The organism is Methanoregula sp. (assembly GCF_050010295.1).
Lineage (GTDB): Archaea > Halobacteriota > Methanomicrobia > Methanomicrobiales > Methanospirillaceae > Methanoregula.
The window spans coordinates 74,309-88,370 of record NZ_JBEKLH010000001.1; the positions used below are offsets into that span (position 1 = coordinate 74,309).

Annotated in this window: 15 protein-coding genes; 11 read left to right on the forward strand and 4 right to left on the reverse strand. The window is 58.8% G+C overall.

Translation table 11 applies throughout. From position 1 onward, the window contains the following. Positions 1-52: 52 nt before the first annotated feature. The 3 genes from ABSB80_RS00435 to ABSB80_RS00445 are packed head-to-tail and all read right to left on the reverse strand — an operon-like array spanning position 53 to position 3,803. Positions 53-1,351, reverse strand: a complete 1,299-nt coding sequence (locus ABSB80_RS00435; protein WP_428367035.1) for a nucleic acid-binding protein — start codon at positions 1,349-1,351, stop codon at positions 53-55. Positions 1,352-1,365: 14 nt separating this feature from the next. Next, positions 1,366-2,658, reverse strand: coding sequence for a diaminopimelate decarboxylase (lysA, locus tag ABSB80_RS00440; RefSeq protein WP_428367037.1), 1,293 nt, complete (start codon positions 2,656-2,658; stop codon positions 1,366-1,368). Continuing rightward, positions 2,655-3,803, reverse strand: coding sequence for an LL-diaminopimelate aminotransferase (locus ABSB80_RS00445; RefSeq protein WP_428367039.1), 1,149 nt, complete (start codon positions 3,801-3,803; stop codon positions 2,655-2,657). The genes lysA and ABSB80_RS00445 overlap by 4 nt, the downstream gene beginning before the upstream one ends. A gap of 120 nt (positions 3,804-3,923) precedes the next feature. Between ABSB80_RS00445 and cutA the strand changes: the two genes are divergently transcribed. The 4 genes from cutA (at position 3,924) to ABSB80_RS00465 (ending at position 5,654) form a co-directional block, all read left to right on the forward strand. Beyond that, positions 3,924-4,265, forward strand: a complete 342-nt coding sequence (cutA, locus tag ABSB80_RS00450; protein ID WP_428367041.1) for a divalent-cation tolerance protein CutA — start codon at positions 3,924-3,926, stop codon at positions 4,263-4,265. 94 nt (positions 4,266-4,359) lie between these two features. Further along, the gene (locus ABSB80_RS00455; RefSeq protein ID WP_428367043.1) at positions 4,360-4,833 is read left to right on the forward strand and encodes a DUF1890 domain-containing protein; all 474 of its coding nucleotides are present in this window, start codon (positions 4,360-4,362) and stop codon (positions 4,831-4,833) included. Next, positions 4,821-5,096, forward strand: coding sequence for a DUF1894 domain-containing protein (locus tag ABSB80_RS00460; protein ID WP_428367045.1), 276 nt, complete (start codon positions 4,821-4,823; stop codon positions 5,094-5,096). Before ABSB80_RS00455 ends, ABSB80_RS00460 begins: the two co-directional genes overlap by 13 nt. Positions 5,097-5,267: 171 nt before the next feature. Further along, positions 5,268-5,654 (forward strand): response regulator, encoded by a 387-nt coding sequence (locus ABSB80_RS00465; RefSeq protein WP_428367047.1) that lies wholly within the window; start codon positions 5,268-5,270, stop codon positions 5,652-5,654. A 17-nt stretch (positions 5,655-5,671) separates the two neighbouring features. Here the strand turns inward: ABSB80_RS00465 and ABSB80_RS00470 are convergent, their stop codons facing one another. Next, positions 5,672-6,589: a HEAT repeat domain-containing protein gene (locus tag ABSB80_RS00470; RefSeq protein ID WP_428367049.1), complete on the reverse strand. Its 918-nt coding sequence runs from the start codon at positions 6,587-6,589 to the stop codon at positions 5,672-5,674. Positions 6,590-6,865: 276 nt separating this feature from the next. On the opposite strand from ABSB80_RS00470, the gene ABSB80_RS00475 reads away from it, so the two are divergent. From ABSB80_RS00475 to ABSB80_RS00505, 7 genes are all read left to right on the forward strand, one after another. Then, entirely contained in the window at positions 6,866-8,518 is a 1,653-nt protein-coding gene (locus ABSB80_RS00475; RefSeq protein WP_428367051.1) for a 2-oxoacid:acceptor oxidoreductase subunit alpha, read from the forward strand. After that, complete coding sequence (locus ABSB80_RS00480) at positions 8,515-9,366, forward strand: thiamine pyrophosphate-dependent enzyme (protein ID WP_428367053.1); 852 nt, start codon at positions 8,515-8,517, stop codon at positions 9,364-9,366. Before ABSB80_RS00475 ends, ABSB80_RS00480 begins: the two co-directional genes overlap by 4 nt. Positions 9,367-9,476: 110 nt before the next feature. Then, positions 9,477-10,322 (forward strand): hypothetical protein, encoded by an 846-nt coding sequence (locus ABSB80_RS00485; protein ID WP_428367055.1) that lies wholly within the window; start codon positions 9,477-9,479, stop codon positions 10,320-10,322. Positions 10,323-10,615: 293 nt separating this feature from the next. After that, entirely contained in the window at positions 10,616-11,215 is a 600-nt protein-coding gene (locus ABSB80_RS00490; RefSeq protein ID WP_428367057.1) for a DUF2179 domain-containing protein, read from the forward strand. Positions 11,216-11,289: 74 nt separating this feature from the next. Further along, a complete protein-coding gene (locus ABSB80_RS00495) occupies positions 11,290-12,114 on the forward strand; it encodes a sulfite exporter TauE/SafE family protein (RefSeq protein ID WP_428367059.1) in 825 nt (274 codons plus the stop codon). Positions 12,115-12,239: 125 nt separating this feature from the next. Next, positions 12,240-13,505 (forward strand): AAA family ATPase, encoded by a 1,266-nt coding sequence (locus ABSB80_RS00500; RefSeq protein ID WP_428367061.1) that lies wholly within the window; start codon positions 12,240-12,242, stop codon positions 13,503-13,505. Continuing rightward, positions 13,506-14,057 (forward strand): hypothetical protein, encoded by a 552-nt coding sequence (locus ABSB80_RS00505; protein WP_428367063.1) that lies wholly within the window; start codon positions 13,506-13,508, stop codon positions 14,055-14,057. Positions 14,058-14,062 lie beyond the last annotated feature (5 nt).

Below are 14,062 nucleotides of genomic sequence, written 5' to 3' on the forward strand. Positions count from 1 at the left end.
GATGTTAAAGACTGATATATAAACTCCCGGACTGCGTGGCGTGAAAGTGAATTTACCGGGCCAGGCGCTCCCTGAAGCTGCGGATCTGTGCCAGTATCTCGTCCGCGTTCATTCCGGCAGGTTCAGTCTGTTCAGGGATAATCCTGCTGCCTGAAAGGGTGCCGGTCACGCGTATCCGGCTTCCCTCAGCGAACTCACCGTCAATAAGGTAGCGATCCGTGCCATCATCGATGAAGGTGCACCCCGGCCCGGAGATGATGGTACCGCAGAAGACGATGGGGCGGGATACCTCGTTCGGTACCCGGAACGCGCTGCCTCTTCCCACCCCCAGTTCGATCCCCCCAAACCGCCCGGCACGGGCAGTGGCATGGTAGGCCTCGATCCGGTCCCCGGGACTGAGCGGGACGAGTGCATTCTCCCCCCACAGTACAACCCTGAGATCATCATCCCCCTCACCCACGACAATATTCCGTACCCAGGACGTGGCACCTTTCCGTGTAGTAAACGATCGTGGTTCTTTTACTTCTTTTATTACTCCCTGTATGGTGTAGATGCCCCGGTCACTGACCGAATCCAGGGGTGAGAACGGGACCGGCACCTGGATATCGGTCATCGAAACGCTGCTCTTCTCGTCAAGGCTGTAATTTCTCCCTTCGTCGCGCACATTCGGTTTTGCCCCGGTTATCCGGACGGTTGCACCGGCAGGAATACCGAGGAGCAGTTCCGGCACCCAGGCAACGACCCGGGCGGTCCCGAGCGCATCACCAATGACTGCTTCCACCATCTCGCCGGTTGTGCCGTCTCTCTTCGTAAATGTCCGGGGCCCTTTCACTGCGATCAGGACGGCATCGAGATCTACCGGTTCGTCTGACAGGCTCCCGCCCAAGGTCCCATCAGGAGGAGCGGGGCAGGTGATCTCGCAGCTGGACTTCCGGATGGCAAGGGCATAGATCTCCCGGGTGCTCTTTCCCGGGTGCCGGCCGATGATCTCGAGTACGTCACCGGCAGCTATGTCAAGGACCGCCCCCGCCTTCTCGTCCCAGAGCACGACGCGGGTCGTCCCGGTCTCGTCCCCCAGCAGCAGGGTGGCAACCCCCCCTTTCTCGCCATCGGCCCGCTCGAACTCCTTCGGCTCGGTCTTGTCGATGACTTTCCCGAAAAAAGAGAAGAGGCTGGACTTTGCCGACAGCCCCCTGATCTTCACGTGCTGCCGGCCCAGTTCGCCGACGACGAGCATCGCCGCGGTCGGTTCGTCGACGAGGTCGCCGCACTCTTCGATCTTTGCCTCGACACGCTGTTCGAACTCCTCTTTTGTTATGAGGTCGTCGACCAGCGCGTGGTGGAAGAGCACGGCCAGGCCTCCGCCTACCGCTGCCAGGGCGGCTGTTCCATCGTTGAGGTGAGGTCGCCGACAGTCTCCCCCCGCCTCATCAGAGCGGCATCGGGGCCCCTGACCAGCACCTCGGGACAGCGGGGGCGGCTGTTGTACTGCGAGGACATCGCAAAGCCGTAGGCTCCGGCATCGAGTACGGCGATGATGTCGCCGGCTTCCAGCTGCGGGAGCTTCCGGTCAGGCGCAAGGATGTCCCCGCTCTCGCAGATCGGCCCGGTGACCGTGTATTCCGTGGTAAGGGGCCTGTCCGCCTTGTTGGCAACGATCACTTCATGGTAGGCGTCATACATCGCGGGACGGATGAGCAGGTTGAAACCGGCGTCTACGTTGGCAAACCTCTTGTGGGCGGCCTTGGTCGAGTTGACCCGGGTGAGGAGGACGGTGGAGTCGGCTGTGAGTGACCGCCCGGGCTCGACCCAGAGTTCCGGGGTGATGCCGCATGCCTCGACACCTGCTTTGAAGACCGGCACGACCTTTGCCGCGTAGTCCTCCGGTGTCGGCGCCGGGTCCGTATCGTGATGGTACGGTATGCCAAGCCCGCCGCCGAGATCGATGAACTCCAGGTTCACGCCCGTCTCCGTGATCTCCTTCGCTATCCGCACCATCACTTCGGCGGCCCGCGCGAATGGTTCGACATCGAGGATCTGCGACCCGATATGGCAGTGGATCCCGACCGACAGGATATTGCTGCACGCAAGGGCTTCCCGGTAGGCCGCAGGGATCTCCCGGTGGGGGATCCCGAATTTGCTGGTCGCAAGCCCGGTTGCGATCTTCGGGTGCGTGGGGACTTCGAGGGCCGGGTTCACGCGGAACGCGATCTTCGCGGTCGTTCCCGCAGCCCGTGCTGCAGCATCGAGCTGGTGGAGTTCGTCGAGGGAGTCCACCGAGACTTTCACCCCTTTTTCCACCGCTAGCTTCAGGTCTGCCGGGGTCTTCGAGCTGCCGTTGAAGAGCAGTTTTTCCGGTGCCATGCCGGCGGCAAGCGCGAGAGTGAGTTCCCCTGAAGAGAAGATATCTGCGCCTGCACCCAGCCGTGCGAGCGCCCGCATGACCGCAAGGTTGCCGTTTGCCTTAGCTGCAAAGAGCACCTGCACCTTCGGGTACCGGGCAGAGAGCGCCTTCCGGTAACTCAGGAACTGTTCGCATACCCGGTCCTCGCTCGTGACATACAGCGGCGTCCCGTACTGGCGTGCGAGGGAAATGCAGTCGTGGCCGCCGATATGCAGGTGGCCGTTCTGGATGGTGAGGTGATGGCCGAGCCTCACCGTTTCATCCTCCGCATCCGCTCAATCGCTTCCTGGATCCGTCCTACTGGACGGGTGATGGCAAACCGCACGTAGCCTTCCCCGCTCGAGCCGAAGCCCACCCCCGGGGTTGCAACGATGCCCGCCTCGTTGAGCAGCCGTGCACTGAACGCCATGCAGTCGCTGACCGGGAGCCAGACATAGAAAGTCGCTTTTGGTGACGGCACGTCAAAACCGAGGCCCCTCAGTCCGGAGATGAGCACGTCCCGGCGTTCCTGGTACGTGGCGCAGGCCTGCTTCACGCAGTCCTGCGGCCCCGTCAGCGCCGTGACCGCCGCGTGCTGGACCGCGTTGAAGACCCCGGAGTCGACATTGGTCTTCACCCGCCCGAGACCTGCAAGGACCTCCGCGTTGCCGACTGCCATGCCGATCCGCCAGCCGGTCATGTTGTAGGTCTTGGAGAGCGAGTGCACCTCGATGCCGACCTCCATTGCCCCTGGGGTCTCAAGGAATGACGGGGCGCGGTAACCGTCGTAGGCAATCTCGGAGTACGCATTGTCCGAGACTACGACGATGCCATGCCCGCGGGCGAAATCGACGACTTCTTTGTAAAACCCGTCTGGAGCGACTGCCGCGGTCGGGTTGTTGGGATAGTTGACGAACATGAGTTTCGCCGCTTTTGCGACCTTTGCAGGGATATCGTCCAGCACGGGAACAAAATTATTCTCCCGAAGGAGCGGCATCTCGTGGACCCTGCCCTCGGCAAAGAGGGTGCCGGTCCGGTAGACCGGGTAGCCGGGGCTCGGGGCAAGGACATAGTCGCCCGGGTTCACGAACGCCTCGGCAATGTGGGCAATGCCGTCCTTGGAGCCCATGAGGGCGAGGACTTCCTTTCCTGCATCGAGGGTAACGCCAAAGCGCTTTCTGTACCAGCCTGCCACGGCGCTGCGGTACAAGGGCATGCCGGCATAGGAGGGATAGTGGTGGTTCTCCGGGTCCTGCGCTGCCCTGCAGAGGGCGGCCACGATATGGGGTGGCGTCGGGAGGTCCGGATCCCCTACGCCGAGGTCGATGATGTCGACCCCTTTTCTCAGCTGCTCCGCTTTCATCTCGTCGATCCGTGCAAAAAGGTACGGCGGGAGATTATCCATGCGTGATGCGTACATAAGTACCCACTATTTGCGCTGTATTCTCTAGAATTTAACTCCCCGTGCCGGTAGGTTCATTCCAACCGGGGGTATGAAAAAGAACTATCCTTATTATCCCGCAGTCCAACATTCATCGTCATGGTGGAATCAGAAAGCCCGGACCCGGTGCCGGAAATTTGTGTGATCCTCTCCACGGTCCCCCCGTCGAGATCCGCAGAGATTGTACGGGCGCTTCTCGACCGTCACCTCGTGGCCTGCGTAAATATGATGCCTGTCAGGTCATGGTACCGCTGGAAGGGGGAGTTCTGTGATGACGAAGAGCACCTGCTCATCCTGAAGACCCGGAAGGAGCATACCGGCATGGTCATCCGGGAACTCCGGGCCCTGCACCCCTACGAAGTGCCGGAGATCATCGCGGTGCCGGTTACTGCCGGGCACCCTCCCTACCTTGCATGGGTCCATGGCGAAACGCAGGTATGATATGAACATTTCCGGCAGGTGCGGCCGTGATGTGTAAAGGTATTTCCTGTAGCTGAGTAAAGAAACTATACTATATCGCAGGGAACGTGAAATCGTGACAGGTGAACCGACAACAAAGCCAGCAACAGCACTCCTCGTGCTCGGGTGTCCGCAGGTACCGGTGCAGACCAGTATCGCGCTCTATCTCATCAACCGGCTGAAAAAGGCCGGGATAACACCGGTTGTTGCCGGCAACAGGTCGGCAAACACCCTGCTTGTCGTTTCGGATCCGGACCGGCACTACCTTGGCGAGGTCATCGACCTCGATCGTGCCGTCGCGCTGATCACGGAGAAGAAACGGGACTTTGACCAGTGCTTCGTCTTCATCCACAACGACGCGGGGGTCAGCTACGCAGCGACCATGGGAGCGATCTCCCGAGCGAAACTGTATGCCCTTGTCTATGGCGAACATTTCGACGAGCAGGTGAAGAAGATCGAGTTTCCCTGTACGATCATTGCGGCAAAGGCGGTCCACAACCCCCTGCCCCTGAAAAAGGCGATCGACGAGGTGGCACCGTGGGCTGCGTAGAATCGATGAACTATGAGATCGTGCTGCGGGACGCGACGTTCAAAGAGTCCCGCGACTACATACGGAGTAATTTCAAGGAATCGATCGATGTCCAGCCCGGTTTCAAGATCTTCGATGTCCATGTCATCGGCCTCCCCCCGATTGCGATAGGGCTCGATGGAGATTTTGTCATCTTCCCGTATACCAAACCCTGTCACGGAACCTTCCTGCTCCGGGTGGAAGACAAGGAAGAGGCAACAAGGCTGCGGGCATTGAAGAAATAGCGGAGACTCACACCTTCGCAGGACTGGCGGATGGCAGTAAAATCAGCGATTGCGAACATCATTACCATGGTGAAGTCCGGACCCGGAGGAACCGGCTGTCCGGGCCGCTGATATATGATATACTATATAGTATATGCAGCAAGAAATAGTACGTAAGAGAAGAGGCCCTGTATGACCAGCAAGGGAAAGATCCTCCTGATGGATGATGAACAGATCATCCTCGATGTGACTCTCGAGGTGCTCACATTCCTTGGGTATGATGCGAGTTTTGCCAGGGACGGGGCGGAGGCGCTGGATCTCTATACAAAGGAAAAAGCTGCCGGACATCCCTTTGATATCGTTATTCTCGACCTTTCGATCCCGAACGGCATCGGCGGGAAAGACGCGATTCGACACCTCAGGGCATTTGATCCTGCGGTAAAGGCGATCGTGTCCACCGGCTATACCAATGATCCGGTTGTGCAGAATTTCGAACAGTACGGTTTTTCCGGGATACTCTCCAAGCCCTACAAGATCAATGACCTGAAAACCGTTCTTGAGCAGCTGATGCAGAAATAAGGGATTTCATGGGGCGGTCAAGCCCTTTTACCGGCATCTGCCCTCTGTTTTTTGTTCAGGATCTTGGTGATCGCGTCGTCTGCCGCACGGCGCACGTAATCGTCCTTGTCCTCAAGCAGATTTTTCAGGGGTTCAAGCGCCTTTGCGTCACCGATGTTTCCCAGTGCATCCGCGGCCCCCCAGCGGACATACCAGTCGGAATTTTTGAGGGACTGGATGAGGGCGTCGACCGGGGCCCCGCTGCCCAGTTTGCCGAGGGCCCAGGAAGCCGGTACCTGGAGAAATGAATCCGATTCCTTCAGTGCCTTGCCAAGGCACATCGCCGCCTGTTTGTCCCCGATCTTGCCGAGTGCATCCGCGGCGCTCCAGCGGACATACCAGTCCTGGTCGTTGACGGACTGGATCAATGGTTCAACGGCACGCCGGTCACGGATCTCGCCGAGCGCCCATATTGCCCTGACCCTGACCCACCAGAGCTGGTCTTTCAGCGCAAGGATGAGGGGCCCGACCGCAGGCTCACCTATGAGGGAGAGGGCAAATGCACTTCGCCACTGGACATCGCTGTCTTCATCCCGGAGGGAGGCAATGAGCGGCTGGATGGATGGTTCACCGATCCTGGCCAGGACCAGGGTGGCATGCCACCGTAAATCATGATCATCGTCAGACAGCGCCCGGATGAGATGGGGGATTGCGGCCTCGCCGATCGTCCCGAGAGCAAGCCCTGCGAGCCACCGGACATCCTGGTCATTCTCCTTGAGTGCGCGGATCAGGGGTTTTACCGCGGGTTCCCCGATCTCACCGAGGGCGAGTGCCGCTCTCCAACGGATCCCGAGGTTGGTATGCCGGATAGCCTTGATCAGGCCATCCATATCCATCCCGCTGGTGGTGTGGACAGAGTAGGCTTTTTTATCTGATATCAGGCCATTCGTATTCACTATTTCCTCACCTGTTCTGCGCTATCCGGATATCAATTGAACGAATTGTATACCGTGTATCGATATTTTTGCAAACGTACAGGCCCGGCCAGATAGAAGATAGAATGACTCTGTATAGAACTGATGGTTGGTGCCAGCCGGGTTATATACCTATTGGGAATAGTTTGCCCGGGGCAGGGTGGGTGAAATGCCCGGATCTTCCTGATGAGAACCTGCCCTCCGGTATCCCAATCTATATACCTGTGACGGCTGAACCAGAACATGCGGCGAACCTGCATGAAAGAAGTATCGGTTTTGATTGGCGGGAAGGCGGGAGATGGCATCAACAGTGCCGGCTCGATGGTAGCCCAGCTGCTGAACCACCTGGGGTACCGGATTTACCTGTACTTCGACTACCCCTCCCTGATCCGGGGCGGTCATAATTTTACGGTCGTCAGAGGCTCAGAACAGGATATCGGGAGCTGCAGGGATACTCTCGATTTCATTCTTGCCCTCAACCAGGAGACCATCGCCCGGCACCGGGACCGGCTGAACCCGGAGCATGCGGTCATTTTCAATGCTGACCTGGTGAAATCTGACGGCCAGGGTGTCCCGGTCAAGTCTGTCCTTGAGGCGGAGCATGCCCCGGTCATCATGGGTAATTCCGCGATCATCGGGGGATTTGCAAAAGCGGCATCAATCGAATGGGAGACGGTTGAAGCGGTGTTCAGGGCCCACATCCCGAAAGGTGTGGACCTCAATCTCAAGGTGGCGCGGCGGGCCTACGACCAGCTCAAGCCGGCCCGGAAGATCAGCCGGTGCGACAGCCCTGCACTGCCTCTCCTGAGCGGCAACGAAGCGATCGGTCTCGGGCTGGTCAGGGGAGGGCTCGAGGCCTATATATCGTACCCGATGACGCCGTCCTCCAGCCTCCTCCATTTCCTTGCCGAAGAGCAGGAACGGCTGGGCATCACGGTCGTGCACCCGGAGAACGAGATTGCGGTCATCCTCATGGCACTGGGTTTCTCCTGTGCCGGGAAACGCACGGCCGTGGGCACATCCGGGGGAGGGTTCTGCCTGATGACAGAAGGGCTTTCCTTTGCCGGCATGGCCGAGCTCCCTGTCGTGCTCGTGGTCTCCCAGCGGACCGGGCCTTCCACCGGTCTCCCGACCTATACCGGGCAGTCCGACCTCCGGTTCATCCTCAATGCCGGCCAGGGAGAGTTTCCGCGGCTGATCGTTGCTCCCGGCAATGCAGAGGAAGCGCTCTCCTGGTCGGCTGTTGCCATGGACCTGGCATGGAAATTCCAGATCCCTGCGTTCATCCTGGCTGACAAGACGCTTTCCGAAGGGACCTACAGCGTGAACGACGGGGAGACCGGGGTGCAGGGGGATGGTGAATTCTTACCCTGGGACGGGGCCGCACCGTACCGCCGGTATGCAGATTCCCCTTCGGGGGTTTCTCCGCTGGCGTTCCCGGGCACGAAGGGAGCGGTCGTCAAGGTGAACAGCTACGCCCATGACGAAGCAGGCATTACAACGGAAGAAGCGCCTATGGTGGTGAAGATGACCGAGAAGCGGCTGCGGAAATGGGAAGGGCTTGCGGCAGAGATGGAGAGGTACCCTGCGCTCAATGTCCTGGGCAATACCGCTGCTTCCACCGCCCTCCTCTGCTGGGGGTCGACCCGGTGCGTATGCACAGAAGTTGCAACACAGCTCGGCCTGAAGGTGGTCCAGCCCGTGGTCCTCTCGCCCCTCCCGGTGGACCGGTTGAAAACAGCGCTCCGGGGAGTTGAGCGGCTGATTGCGGTCGAGGAGAATGCAACGGCACAACTGGTCGCGCTTATCGAACGGGAGGGAATACGTGCTGACAAGAAGATCCTCCGGTATGACGGCCGTCCCTTTACGGTCGACGAACTTGTACGCAGGGTGAGGGAGGCGATGGCATGACCGGGCGTCCAATCATCACCGATACCCAGAATACCTGGTGCCCGGGATGCGGCAACTTCTCGATCCAGTTCACGCTCAAGAACATCCTGACCGAGCTCGAGCAGGAAGGCAGGTCCCTCGACGATGTCGTGCTCGTCTCCGGGATCGGCTGCCACGCAAAGATTGCCGACTACCTGAACATCAACAGTTTTTACTCCCTCCACGGCCGCACCATCCCTGCGGCAACCGGGATCAAACTCGCAAATCCCCGCCTCACGGTCATATGCTGTTCCGGTGACGGCGATTCCTATGCCGAGGGCCTCGACCACCTCATCTTCGCGGCAAAACGCAACATCGACATCACGGTCATCGTCCACAACAACCGTGTCTACGGGCTCACCACGGGCCAGTATACCCCCACGTCCCCGCTGGGGTTCAAGGGGAAATCCACACCTGCAGGCACCCTCGAGTACCCGTTCAATCCGCTTGAACTGATGCTCGCAAGCGGGGCAACCTATGTGGCACGGGGGTATACCCGGAAGATGGACCAGCTGAAGGGCCTGATCAGGGGAGGGATCGCCCACCGTGGGTTCTCCTTCATCGACACACTCCAGATCTGCGCCACCTTCTTCCCGGCCGCAGATTATTACACCCCGCGGGTGTACGACCTCACCGGCCACGACAGATCCAGCTTTGAAGATGCCTGCCTGAAGGCAAGGGAATGGGACTACAGCAGTGACGCCCCCATAGGACTCGGGGTGTTGTACCAGAAAAAGTTCCCGACATTCGATGAACGGATGGCAAGGAAAGAGATGAGCCGTGAGGACCGGGAACGGGCAATCCTGGAACTTCTTGCAGCAAGGGCATGACGTGAGCTGCCGCAGGTTCCTCCGGCCCTGTTTCGTTCCCCCGCGTACCTCATGGCAACAGACATCTGGTGGGAGAGCATACCGGTAAGCAGTCTTGATACCGTGATGCCATGAGCCAGAGTGATGCTGCCTCCCGGAAGGAACCCTCCGGACCCCCCACTACGTTGTTTATTCAGCCGGTGCTGAGGTTGCTGGTCATCCCGCTCCTGGTTTACAGCATCTGGCTCATGGAGATCTTTTTGCTGGAAGGTAATGTACGCCTCTTCTCGCGACCCGACTCCGCGGGACTTGTCATCTATACGCTTGTGGCATGCGTCCTGATAGGATCGGTTGTCCCGCTCTTCCTCATCCGCCGCTCCTTTCTTTCCGGCGCAGTGAACCTGTTCCAGATCGGGTTCCGGTCAGCCCGGCGCACCATTCTTATCTGTACAGTAACCCTTGCCATCTGTTCGGTCCCGGTCGTCCTTTTCAGCCCGCCGGGAATGGACAGCCAGTCCTTTTTCCGGGTATTCCTGCTCCTCCTTCCTACCGGGGTTGCTTCGGTCATGGTCTGCTGGGTGCTGGTCGGGACCCACGTTCAGGCGCTTGTCCGCGGCAGCGGGGCACCGGCCTCCATATGCGTCGGGGTTGTGGTAACCTCAATACTGTTCGGAATTGTTCCCCTTGTCCAGACCCCGGGGATCCTGCCGCAGGAAATGACCCTCTGGAACATCGGTTCCGGGATCATTGCCGCGCTCTTCTTTTTTTCCCTGCGGGATGTCTATGCGACCAGCATCGTCGCGACCGTGCTCAGGGTCATCCCGATGACCGCAGGAACCGGTACCGGGTACCCTGGTTACGCGATGACACCGGTCCTGCTCTCTGCGGCCATCTCGCTGGGAACCCTGATCGGGATCCACTGGTACCTGTCCCGGAATTTTGCTACGATTGCTGTTCCGGAGATGCAGCGGACATAGGATAGGTGTCATATGTTTTCCAGCACCGCCCGGGTGAGCCCCTGCGGGAAGAACAGAAAGCGGGAAGCAGGCTGTCCTGCCCGGACACGCCGATCTCTTTTGACCGGACAGTACAATCATCTGTCCCATCCTCTGAACAGGTGATGAACGTCGGCTGGCTTTCATGGACGTCTGATGAAAAAGTCACGGACTTTTTATGCCAGGTATGAGCGGTTCCGGGACGGGCAGGAACGCCGGCAGACCGTGGGGAGGTACAAACCATTAATTTCCCTTGCGGAATATGATAGATAGGAATGCTGGAAGCCGCTCTTTCCCCCGGTATTTTTGCGTTTGTCATTGTACCGCTCCTGATATTCTGCGCCCGGGTCTGCGACATGAGCCTTGACACCATCCGGGTCATCTTCATGTCGAAGGGGATCCAGTACCTCCCGCCATTCATCGGCTTCTTCGAGGTTATCATCTGGCTCGTGGCCATCGGGCAGGTCATGAACAACCTGACCAATTTTGTCTGCTACATCGCGTACGGCGGAGGGTTTGCCACCGGCACGTTCGTCGGCATGGCCATCGAGGAGAAACTCTCGCTTGGCCTGACCAGCGTACGCATCATCACCAAGGAAGACCCGTCGGAACTGATGCAGTTCCTGCGCTCCCATAATTACGGGGTCACGAGCATCGACGGGGAAGGGGGCACCGGCAGAGTGAAGATGGTCTTCACCATCATCAAGCGGCAGGACCTCCGGCACGTTGTCAGCATCATCAAGGACTTCCACCCGAATGCGTTCTATTCCATTGAAGAAGTGAAATCGGTTGCCGAAGGAGTCTTTCCAGAACGGCGTTCCCACCGAATCTTCCGGTGGCTCGACTCGCTCAGTTCAGGCCCGAAAGGACGATAACGGCAAAGGGGCGCCGGAATTTCTGAAAACCCAGGCAGACCGGCAGTACTCCCCCGCCATCAAGTCAGGTTGTGATGGACCCCATCCTGTATACCCTGGTCATTCTGGTCTTCACCGGTATTATGGTAGGATTCGCCTCCGGCCTTCTGGGCGTTGGCGGCGGGTTTCTCATGGTGCCGGTCCAGTACTACCTCCTCGCAGCCCTTGGGATTGATCCCACGCTCGCCATACGCATCGCGTTCGGGACAAGTCTTGCGGTCGTGATCCCGACCGCCTTGTCGAGTGCCTGGGGGCACCACTGCCGGCAGTGCGTGCTGCAGCAGCCCCTCCGGGCAATGATCCTCCCGTGCACCCTCGGCGGGTTTGCCGGCGGGACTATCGCGACCCACCTCCCCGGGAGGTGGATGGAAGCGCTCTTTGGCCTCATCATATGCCTGGCCGCGGCACGAATGATGACAGGTACATCCCCTCTCCCGGCACAGGAGACCCCTGCCAGGATCCCTGCCCTGCACGCTATCCTGTGGGGGCTCCTCTTCGGAAGCGCATCCGGGCTGCTTGGAATCGGTGGCGGGATCATCATGGTCCCGGTGATGGTCTCGGTCATGCGGTTTTCCATGCACCAAGCAATAGGGACGTCCACTGCGCTGATGATCGGGTCTTCAGTCAGCGGGGTACTCTCATATATCGTCAACGGTCTTGGTGTCTCCGGTCTCCCGTCCTGGTCATTCGGGTACGTGAACCTGCTTCTCTGGGTTCCCCTGGTCGCGGTGAGCATCCCGATGGCGCAGGCAGGTGTGATCTCGGCTCACCGCCTCCCGGCTGAAAAGATCCGGCTCATATTCGTGGCGGCCATGGCAGTTGTCGGCATAGCGATGATGATATCCGGGGTGCGGAGCTGACGTGCCGGTGTGACCTGTAACCGGGTCGTTGTATTTTGCCCTTGGATGGCACGCTGTATTGAGAACAACCGGGCCGACCAATACCTTCTTTTTCTTTCAGGATGACGATGAAACAGGGAATTCGTATGCCGATACTGCGGATCCATGTCGAAAATTTCAAGAGTTTTTCCTTCATCGATGTTGAGCTCTCCCGGTTCAATGTCGTGATCGGTTCCAATGCGGCAGGAAAGTCCAACTTCACGTCCATCTTCCGGTTCCTCCGCGACATTGTCTCCCAGGGGCTCGTCAACGCGATCGCCATGCAGGGGGGCGCGGAATACCTCAGGAACGCAAAGATCGGCACCGTGCGGGACCTGGTCATCAGGGTGGTATACCAGCCGGACATGGCGCTGGAGGTCGTCGATACCGGGCAAAGAGACCTCCCGCTGCTGGGCCTGAGGGCCTGCGAGTCGTCCTACGAGTTCGCGATCAGGTTCAGCGGGGAGGGAGACGATTTTGTCATAACCCGGGACCGGCTCGTGATCGGCTGCATGATCTCAGCCTGCGAATGTGCCGGCAAAGAGACCGTGGAGAAAGAAGCTCTCGGCCGCGGGGAGATACAGGTTTCGTGCGACAATGGCGAGGTTCACTACAAGGTCGATCTGCCTGAGGGGTGCTGTCTTACCCGGGACGAGATCATCCCGGTCCTGTTCCGGAACAAACGCCTCCCGAAAAGGACCCTCCTCCTCGAAACGATCTACGGCTCCCCGATTCCGCACCTGGACCGGTTCTTCGACAGGATCGCCATCTATGACATCGACCCGAAACTGCCGAAAAAAGGTGTCGTGATCACCGGGAAACGCGAGCTCGAGCCAGATGCAGGAAACCTGGCCCTTGTCGTCAAGACCATCATCGAGGACCCGGAAAAGAAGAGGAAATTTTCCAACCTCCTCCGGGATATCCTGCCGTTCGTGGAGGAGTTTTCCGTCCAGAAGTTCATGGACGTCTCGCTCATCCTCACCCTCCGCGAACGCTATATCAAGAGCCGCGACCTGCCCGCCTCCTCATTGTCGGACGGGACTATCACCATCTTTGCGCTGATCATCGCCCTCTATTTTGAGGACAACCCCTTCATCATCATCGAAGAACCGGTGAGCCACATCCACCCGTTCCTGGTCTCGCGGGTGATCGCCATGATGAAGGAAGCATCGGCGCAGAAGCAGATCATGGTCACCACGCACAGCACGGAAGTGGTCAAGTACGCATCCCTGAACGACATCCTCCTGATCTCCCGCGACAGCGAGGGGTTTTCCATAGTCTCCCGTCCTTCGGATAAGGAGGAGATCAGGACGTTTCTTGAAAACGAGATAGGGATAGAGGAACTGTTCGTCCAGAACCTGCTGGGAATGTGAATGAAAAAGCGCCTGTTCATCATGGTCGAGGGAGCGGATGACGTCCGGTTCTTCGGCCGTATCATAAAACCCCTCTTCGCACCTCAGTATGATTCGGTCGAGATAGTCCCGTATGCCTGCATCAAGCGCGAGAAGGTGAACAAGTTCTTAAAAAGCGTCGGTCTGATGAAGAGCGACTATATCTTCGTCGCGGATATCGATTCCGAACATTCGGTACGGGACAAAAAACAGATCCTCTATCACCGCTTCAGCAATGTGGACGGGGGCAGCGTCGTAGTTGTCATCATGGAGATCGAGAGCTGGTATTATGCAGGGATTACCGGGGCCGTCGCGCAGGAACTGGGCATTGCGGAGATGCCATCCACGGATGAGCTCACGAAGGAGGACTTCAACGCCCGCATCCCCCGCAGATTCGATTCACGGATTGATTTCATGTTCGAGATCCTCAAGTCCTTCTCCCTCGAAACGGCTGACCGGAAGAACCAGTCGTTCCACTTTTTTGTCAACCGCTACCGGATTTATAAAAGCCCTGAGGCGTACACGGCCCGGTGAATTGC

Excerpts from the sequence above, each read along its gene's own strand:
- ABSB80_RS00445 (WP_428367039.1), bottom strand. The coding sequence starts at position 3,803 with ATGTACGCATCACGCATGGATAATCTCCCGCCGTACCTTTTTGCACGG.
- cutA (WP_428367041.1), top strand. The coding sequence starts at position 3,924 with ATGGTGGAATCAGAAAGCCCGGACCCGGTGCCGGAAATTTGTGTGATC.
- ABSB80_RS00465 (WP_428367047.1), top strand. The coding sequence starts at position 5,268 with ATGACCAGCAAGGGAAAGATCCTCCTGATGGATGATGAACAGATCATC.
- ABSB80_RS00475 (WP_428367051.1), top strand. The coding sequence starts at position 6,866 with ATGAAAGAAGTATCGGTTTTGATTGGCGGGAAGGCGGGAGATGGCATC.
- ABSB80_RS00480 (WP_428367053.1), top strand. The coding sequence starts at position 8,515 with ATGACCGGGCGTCCAATCATCACCGATACCCAGAATACCTGGTGCCCG.
- ABSB80_RS00485 (WP_428367055.1), top strand. The coding sequence starts at position 9,477 with ATGAGCCAGAGTGATGCTGCCTCCCGGAAGGAACCCTCCGGACCCCCC.
- ABSB80_RS00490 (WP_428367057.1), top strand. The coding sequence starts at position 10,616 with ATGCTGGAAGCCGCTCTTTCCCCCGGTATTTTTGCGTTTGTCATTGTA.
- ABSB80_RS00495 (WP_428367059.1), top strand. The coding sequence starts at position 11,290 with ATGGACCCCATCCTGTATACCCTGGTCATTCTGGTCTTCACCGGTATT.
- ABSB80_RS00500 (WP_428367061.1), top strand. The coding sequence starts at position 12,240 with ATGCCGATACTGCGGATCCATGTCGAAAATTTCAAGAGTTTTTCCTTC.
- ABSB80_RS00505 (WP_428367063.1), top strand. The coding sequence starts at position 13,506 with ATGAAAAAGCGCCTGTTCATCATGGTCGAGGGAGCGGATGACGTCCGG.